We start from the raw sequence: 6,692 nt of genomic DNA on the forward strand, positions 1-6,692 counted from the left end.
CGCCCGCGTCCGGGCCCGGGCCGGGTCTCCGGCTCCGGGCTCAGGCGCGGGGTTACAGGGAGCTCAGGTGCGGGTCTCAGGTGCGGGTCCACCGCTGGTTCGCGCCGCCGTTGCACGTCCACAGCTGCACCTTGGTGCCGTTGGCCGTCTGGTTGCCGTTCACGTCCAGGCACAGGCCCGACTGGACGCCGACGACGGTGCCGGAGGAGTTGACCGTCCACCGCTGGTTGGCACCGCCGTTGCAGTCCCAGATGCCCACCGGGGCGCCCGCGGTGGTCCGCTGGTCGAACACGTCGAGGCACTTCGTCCCGCCGAACGTGCGGAGTTCCCCGGAGGAGGTCAGGGACCACTTCTGGCCCGCGCCGCCGTTGCAGTCGTAGATCTGGATGGTGGAGCCGTTGTTCGCGGCGCCGCCGGCGACGTCGAGGCAGCGCCCCGACTGGGCGCCGACCAGCGTGAAGCTCTGCTGCGGCGGAGCCTGCGTGGCCGCCCAGGTGCCCGTGGCCGTGTCGATGGTCCAGGAGTCGTAGAACGCGCTCATCGAGGCGGTGGAGCCGCTGATCGTGAGCGGCAGCCAGACGGGCGTCGAGCTGTTGAGGTCGTTGGGGTTCCACCGGTCGCCGACGTACACGTACGTGGTGCCCGACGTCCCCGACACCGGCACGACGGAGGAGGTCTGGGAGTCGAACGTGCGGCTGCCGTTGGGGGCGAACGTGGTGAAGCCGCTCCACGGCCCGGACAGGGATGTCGCCGTGGCGTACGCGTTGTCGTTGGTGGACCAGCCCGTCAGATGCGAGGCGAACAGGAAGTACCGCCCGTTCACCTTGACCATCGCCGGCGACTCCAGGTCGGCGAGCACCGCCGTCGTGCTCACCGCCTGGGTGTAGTCGGCGGACAGCCGGTCGACGCGCAGGCCGTGGGCACGGTCCTCGGTCAGCAGGTACGCCGTGCCGTCGTCGTCCTTGAACAGGCCCAGATCCCGGCTCTCGAACCCGAGCGGGCGCGAGGAGCCGCGGTAGGTGTACGGCCCGCACGGCGTCGGGCTGGTGGCCACCCCGGCCCGCGCGTCGCTGTAGGAGGAGTTGTCGATGTGCACCCACATCACGTACTGGCCGGTCGACGAGTTGTAGATCACCTTCGGCCGTTCCACGATGCGCCCGGCGGCGAGGTCGCCGCTGCTCTGCCGGCTGAGCGCGTTGCCCTGCCGGGTCCAGGTGGCCAGGTCGGTCGAGGAGTAGCAGGCGACGGCCGTGAACGTCGCGCCCGCGCTCTTGTCCTCGCCGACCATGTAGTACGTCGAACCGACCTTGAAGAGGCCGGCGCCGCGCGCCTGCAGCCGGTTGCCCGCCGTGTCGTACCAGAGCACACCGGGGCGAAGCGTCGCGGGGGCGGCGAAGACCGGAGCGGGCACGACCAGCCCGGCGATCGTCAGGACGGCCGTGCCGAGCGCCGTGAACCACGCGCGCATGCGTCTCATAGGTCCTCACCTCGGTGGACGGGACGGGCGGGGCCGAGACAGGCGCCGCTCACCGGCCAGGCCCGTGAGGAGCCGCGGCGCGGAACCAGGCGAGGTGCCGGCGTCGCGTGGCCACGGAGGGCGGAGCGTCGATCTTCGGCTTCGGGCGTCCTGGACCATAGGCGCGGTCCGGGGACGGAGGCAACGTCCGGCCCGCCGCACCGGCCCGTCCACCCCCGGTGACCTCGTCCCCGGCCGTCCACCCCGGCCGGGGCGGCGGAAACTTTCACGCCCGGCGCCCCGAGCGCCGGGATCAGTCGGCCGGTTCCAGCTCGAGGCCGGCGAGCGAGGCGTAGTGCATGAACTTGAAGGGGTTGAGCAGCTGGTTACGCGCGACCATCGACTGCAGCAGGCTCTGCCGCAGGCCGACGAGCTCGGGAGCGCCAGGGTGGCTGACCAGGCCGAGGTCGACGATGTGCAGGGCCAGCGGGTGCTCGCCGCGCCGTGCGAGCTCCAGTCCTGCCGTGGCGAAGGCGGCGGCGCTCCTGCCGCCCAGCAGATCCAGCGCGGCCGACAGTTCGGCGGACGTGAAGCGCTCGACGCCCTCACCGCTCCGGTGCCAGTATCCGGTCCGCTGGCGGTGCACGCGCTGGATGAAGTTGTCGCGGGTGACCAGATAGGGCATGACCGAGACGGGATGGTCCTTGAGGCTTTCCGGCAGGTGGTTGAGCCGGAGGATCTCGGCGAGCGTCAGACCGTCCGAGATTCCGGCCGTGATGACCCGCTCCAGGTCGCGCAGTGCCGCCAGCAGTCCGGGGAACGCCTCGATCGTGTAGTTCTCGGTCAGCGCGGGATGCCCGTGGATGAGCGTGCGCGGTCGCAGGTCCATGACCTCCCGCATGGCTCGGAACAGGCCCTGCGGGGAGCCTTCCGCGAGGGTCGGCGCGCCGAGATAGGGCATGCACATGTCGCCGGTGAAGGCCACTTCCAGGCTCGGAAGGTGAATGACCAGCCCGTCCTCGGTCTCTCCGCCCGGAATCGGGATGAGGGTGAAGTCCACGCCGCCGATCGTCAGCTTCTCCACGTCCTGCACGAGCCGATCGGGCTCGACCTGGGAGCGGCGGTCGTGCCCGCGCGGGAGGTAGTAGCCGAGCGGCGGCGGGCCGGAGTTCTGGAGCGCGAGTTCGTGAGGGAAGTTCGCCTGGGCGATCACCTCGGCGCCGCCGGCCGTGAGGGCGTCGAGTCCGCCGACATGGTCCCAGTGGGCATGCGTGAGGATCACGTGCGTGAGGGGCAGATCGGTGATCTTGCGAAGTTCGCGGAGGGCCGCGGACGCGTGCTCGGGTGTGCTCCCGGCGTCGACGGCGACCACCCCGGTGCCGGTGACGACGAAGCCGATATCGGCGAAGTCGTAGCCCTGCGCCACGTGGACGCCCGGTGCGTGTTCGACCATGCGCCGGGGGACGAATCGGAACCCGTCTTCGGGACTCGCCCAGTGGTCGGTGATCAGGTGGTCGGTGATCGGGTGACCGGCGCGGCCGCGTGCCCGTGCGGCCTCCTCGGTGCGGCCGAGCAGGTCGTACGCGCGTGACAGCGCGGCGTGGACGGGCCGCATGAAGCCCGGCGGGAACTGGTCCTTGACCATGAGGACGAACTCCAGGTCCGTGACCACGGTCTCCGCGCGGCCCGCGCATCCGGGCAGGCCGGCCAGGGAGATTCCGCGGTAGTAGTGGGGCAGCCCGAGGTCCAGGGAGGTGGCGGTGTCGAGCTTGGCGATCGCCGCCTCGGCCTGGCCGTCCAGACGGGACTGGAAGGCGCCGGCGAGTGCCAGCAGGAGCCCGTCGCCCGGTGTCCGGGACGACAGGTCCGAGAAGAACTCGTACCCTTCCGTGTCGAGCCCGGCGGCCGTTAACTGGTTCGCCAGCACGATCCTGGTGCGCCGGTCGGCGTTCGGCCACGTGGCCACCCGGGAGAGCGCCGCGATCTCGTCGTTCATGTCTCTTCTCCTGTGGTGTTGTCAGCGCGCCGGGTGCGGGCCGGCCGAGTCCGGCGCGGCGGTCGCGCCGGGCCGTCGGTGGCGGATGAGGGTGAGGGCGAGGGCGGCGCCGGCCGCCGTGGCGATCATGAACCATCGGACGTCGTCGTGGGCGCCGATCACGGCGGACGCGGTGGGGGTGCCGAAGACGGCGACGAAGGCGGCGACGCCGAGGGCCGAGCCGATCTGACGGAACATGGTCTGCGCGCCGATTCCGGTGGCCAGCGTCTGTGGCGCGAGGGTGGAGGTGGCGGCGATCGTGAACGCGGGCAGGGCGAGGCCCACTCCGCTACCGCCGATGAGCATGGCGGGGAAGAACAGGGACCAGTAGGCGGGCTCCGCTCCGATGAACGCGACCCACATCACCGATCCGGTTCCGAACAACAGGGCGCCCACACCGCCGACGAGACCGGGCCCGACGCGCTGCGCGAGCCTGCCGGCGAACGGCGCGCACACCGCGGCCGCGACGGGTCCGGGAGTCAGGGCCAGCCCGGCCCGCAGGATCGAGTAGTGCCAGGTCCCGGTGAGGAAGAGCACGTTGGCGAGCAGCATCGCCGAGAACGCGGCCGAGAACAGGGCCGCCGACAGACTGGACAGCGCGAACGCCGGTACGCGCACGATGCTCAACTCCAGGACCGGGGCGCGGTGACGCCGGGAGCGCGCCACGAACACGACCGCGAGCACGGCGGCGGCGGCGAAGCAGCCGATCACCCGTCCGTCCCAGTTCCACGAGTGCCCTTGGACGAGGCCGAGATTGGCGAGGGAGACGGCGGCGATCAGGACGAGGGTGCCGAGGCCGTCGGGCAGCGGCGGCCGGGCGGGGTCGCGGATCTCGGGCAGCACGCGGTATGCGCCGGCGAGCACGATCGCGGTCAGGGGAACGTTGACGATGAAGATCCAGTGCCAGCTGACCTGGGTGAGGAGCCCGCCCAGCGACGGGCCCGAGGCGGCGCCGACCGCTCCCAGGGCGGACCAGGCGCCGATCGCGGCCGCCCGGCGTTGCGGTGGGATGGAGGGCAGCAGAAGGCCGAGTGAGGCCGGGGTGACCGCGGCGGCTCCGGCTCCCTGCAGGATGCGGGCGGCGATGAGGAACCCGAGGGACGGTGCGGCCGCGCACAGGGCCGAACCAAGGCCGAACGCGATCAGGCCGGAGGTGAAGACCCGGCGGCGGCCGACGACGTCGCCGAGTTTGCCGGCGGGCACGAGCAGAGCGGCGAAGACGATCGCGTAGGCGTTCAGGACCCAGGACACGTCGGCCACGGTGGAGTGCGTGAAGTCCGCCTGGATCGCCGGAACGGCGATGTTGACGATGAACACGTCGAGCGTGGAGACGAACACCGCCAGCGCCAGCACGGCGAAGACGGCACGTGGGTGACCGGCGCCCGGAGGCGGGGTGAAGGGGGGCGGGCCTGAGGACGGAACCACGTCCGCGGTGGCCGCCCGCCTGTCGAGATTAGGCATAGACGTACTTCTAAAGTGCTTAGACAAGAAAGTCAAGCAAGTGCGTGATTGTCTCAACCTCGGGTGCTAGGCTGTGGTCGTGCGCTCCTATGGTCAGTACTGCTCCGTGGCCAAAGCCCTCGACGTCGTCGGCGATCGGTGGACGCTGCTGATCGTGCGGGAGCTTCTGGCCCGCGGTCCGTCCCGCTACACCGACCTGCGCTCCGGATTGCCGGGAATCGCCACCAACCTGCTCGCGGACCGCCTGCGTGAGATGGAGAGCGCCGGTCTCGTGAACCGTGAGGACGCCCCGCCTCCGGTCGCCACCACCTTGTTCCGGCTCACCGATCGCGGCGCCGATCTGGCGTCGGTGATCGACGCGCTCGGCCGCTGGGGCGTGCCCCTGATGCGCGACCACCGGCCCGAGGACGCCTTTCGCGGGCAATGGCTGCGCCTGCCCGTGCGGATGTTCCTCGCCGACCACGAACCCGACCAGCGCGCGTCCTCGATCCAGATCCGCGCCGGGGACGAGACGGCGGTGATCGACGTCGACGCCGGCCGGGTCTCGCTCCGCCTGGGAGCCGACCCAGCCGCCGACGCGACGATCACCGGCCCGCCACCGCGCATCCTCGCCCTCTTCAGCGGCAGCGTCCCCCTCGATGACGCCGAGAAGCAGGGCCTGCGGGTCGCCGGCTCCCGCGAAGCCGTCCAGCGTGTCCTGCCCCGCGCGGGAAGGGCCGCCGGCGCGGACGGGATCGCCTCCGCCTGATCTGACCTGTCACGGCGGCCGGAGGACGGCTCACCCCGCGGGTTCCTCGAGGTGGAGTGCGCCGATCCAGGTGCGGATGGCCTCCGCGGTCGTGCCCGCGTGCTCCTCCAGCGTGGTGAAGTGGTCGCCGGGGATGTCGGCCGTCTCGTGCGACACCGGCCAGTACGCCTGCCAGCGCGCGGGGTCGGCCGGGTCGACGGTGGTGCCGCGCAGCGGCTCCACGGCCCGGAGCAGCAGGATCGGCGTGTCCAGGGGCTTCGGCCCCCAGCCGATGAACAACCGGTTGTAGGCGCCCATCGTCGTCAGCCTGGTGTCGTGCAGCGTCATGTCGAAGCGGTCGATGCGGTCGAGCATGCCGCCGATCATGGCGCCCTGCCACCACTCCATGCCCTCCTGGGCGGAGGCGTCGATCGGGTAGCTGTCGATCAGTGCCAGCCCGGCCGGCCGCAGGCCCTGCTCCTCCAGGGCGAGGGTCACGGCGTGCGCCACGGCGCCGCCCATGGAGCGGCCGACGACGACGAACGGCTCGTCGGCGGCCACGCATCGGCGCAGGCCCTCGACGTTCATCTGGATCAGCGTCTCCAGTGAGTCGGGCAGCAGGTCGTCCTCCCCGTCGGTGAACCCCGGCGACGGCACGACGTACACGTTCCGGTCGTCGCGGAACGCCTGCCCGAACCGGGAGTACTCGTGCGGCCCGGAGATCGCGCTGAGCGCGGGGAAGCAGACCACGGAGACCCGGCCGGGCCCGGTCGCGAGCCTCACCGGGGGCAGCGCGTACCGCTCCCTGTCCGGCGCGGCGAAGTGCTCGCGTACGTGCGACGCCGCGACCAGCAGCCCCGCCGCCTCGTCGTGCTTGCCCGTCTCGTGCATGCGGCGGTGCAGCGCGGCGAGCCCGCCTGTGGGAGCCGTCCCGGTACGGCGTGACGCACCGGCGGGGCCTTCGGCCGAGCCGGGCAGCTCACGGTCGAGGTACGCCGCGATGGCCTCGGGGG

5 protein-coding genes are annotated in these 6,692 nt (G+C 71.8%); 1 reads left to right on the forward strand and 4 read right to left on the reverse strand.

Annotation, left to right across the window (positions count from 1 at the left end; genetic code table 11):
* Window positions 1–76 precede the first annotated feature (76 nt).
* The 3 genes from Mam01_RS36890 to Mam01_RS24595 form a co-directional block, all read right to left on the reverse strand.
* On the reverse strand, window positions 77–1,477 hold the full coding sequence (locus tag Mam01_RS36890; RefSeq protein ID WP_239101574.1) for a lectin: 1,401 nt from the start codon (window positions 1,475–1,477) through the stop codon (window positions 77–79).
* 292 nt (window positions 1,478–1,769) lie between these two features.
* Window positions 1,770–3,452, reverse strand: coding sequence for an MBL fold metallo-hydrolase (locus tag Mam01_RS24590; protein WP_204287562.1), 1,683 nt, complete (start codon window positions 3,450–3,452; stop codon window positions 1,770–1,772).
* Between the two features lie 21 nt (window positions 3,453–3,473).
* Window positions 3,474–4,952 carry an MFS transporter gene (locus Mam01_RS24595; protein ID WP_204287563.1) on the reverse strand — a complete coding sequence of 493 codons (1,479 nt, stop codon included), beginning with the start codon at window positions 4,950–4,952 and terminating at the stop codon, window positions 3,474–3,476.
* Between the two features lie 79 nt (window positions 4,953–5,031).
* On the opposite strand from Mam01_RS24595, the gene Mam01_RS24600 reads away from it, so the two are divergent.
* Complete coding sequence (locus Mam01_RS24600; protein ID WP_204287564.1) at window positions 5,032–5,700, forward strand: winged helix-turn-helix transcriptional regulator; 669 nt, start codon at window positions 5,032–5,034, stop codon at window positions 5,698–5,700.
* Window positions 5,701–5,730: 30 nt separating this feature from the next.
* Here the strand turns inward: Mam01_RS24600 and Mam01_RS24605 are convergent.
* On the reverse strand, window positions 5,731–6,692 hold a 962-nt coding region (locus Mam01_RS24605), incomplete at its 5' end, for an alpha/beta fold hydrolase (protein WP_204287565.1).

It is taken from the genome of Microbispora amethystogenes, assembly GCF_016863015.1.
GTDB lineage: Bacteria > Actinomycetota > Actinomycetes > Streptosporangiales > Streptosporangiaceae > Microbispora > Microbispora amethystogenes.

Coding starts and splice junctions, on each gene's coding strand:
- Mam01_RS36890 (WP_239101574.1), bottom strand. CDS start 1,477: ATGAGACGCATGCGCGCGTGGTTCACGGCGCTCGGCACGGCCGTCCTG.
- Mam01_RS24590 (WP_204287562.1), bottom strand. CDS start 3,452: ATGAACGACGAGATCGCGGCGCTCTCCCGGGTGGCCACGTGGCCGAAC.
- Mam01_RS24595 (WP_204287563.1), bottom strand. CDS start 4,952: ATGCCTAATCTCGACAGGCGGGCGGCCACCGCGGACGTGGTTCCGTCC.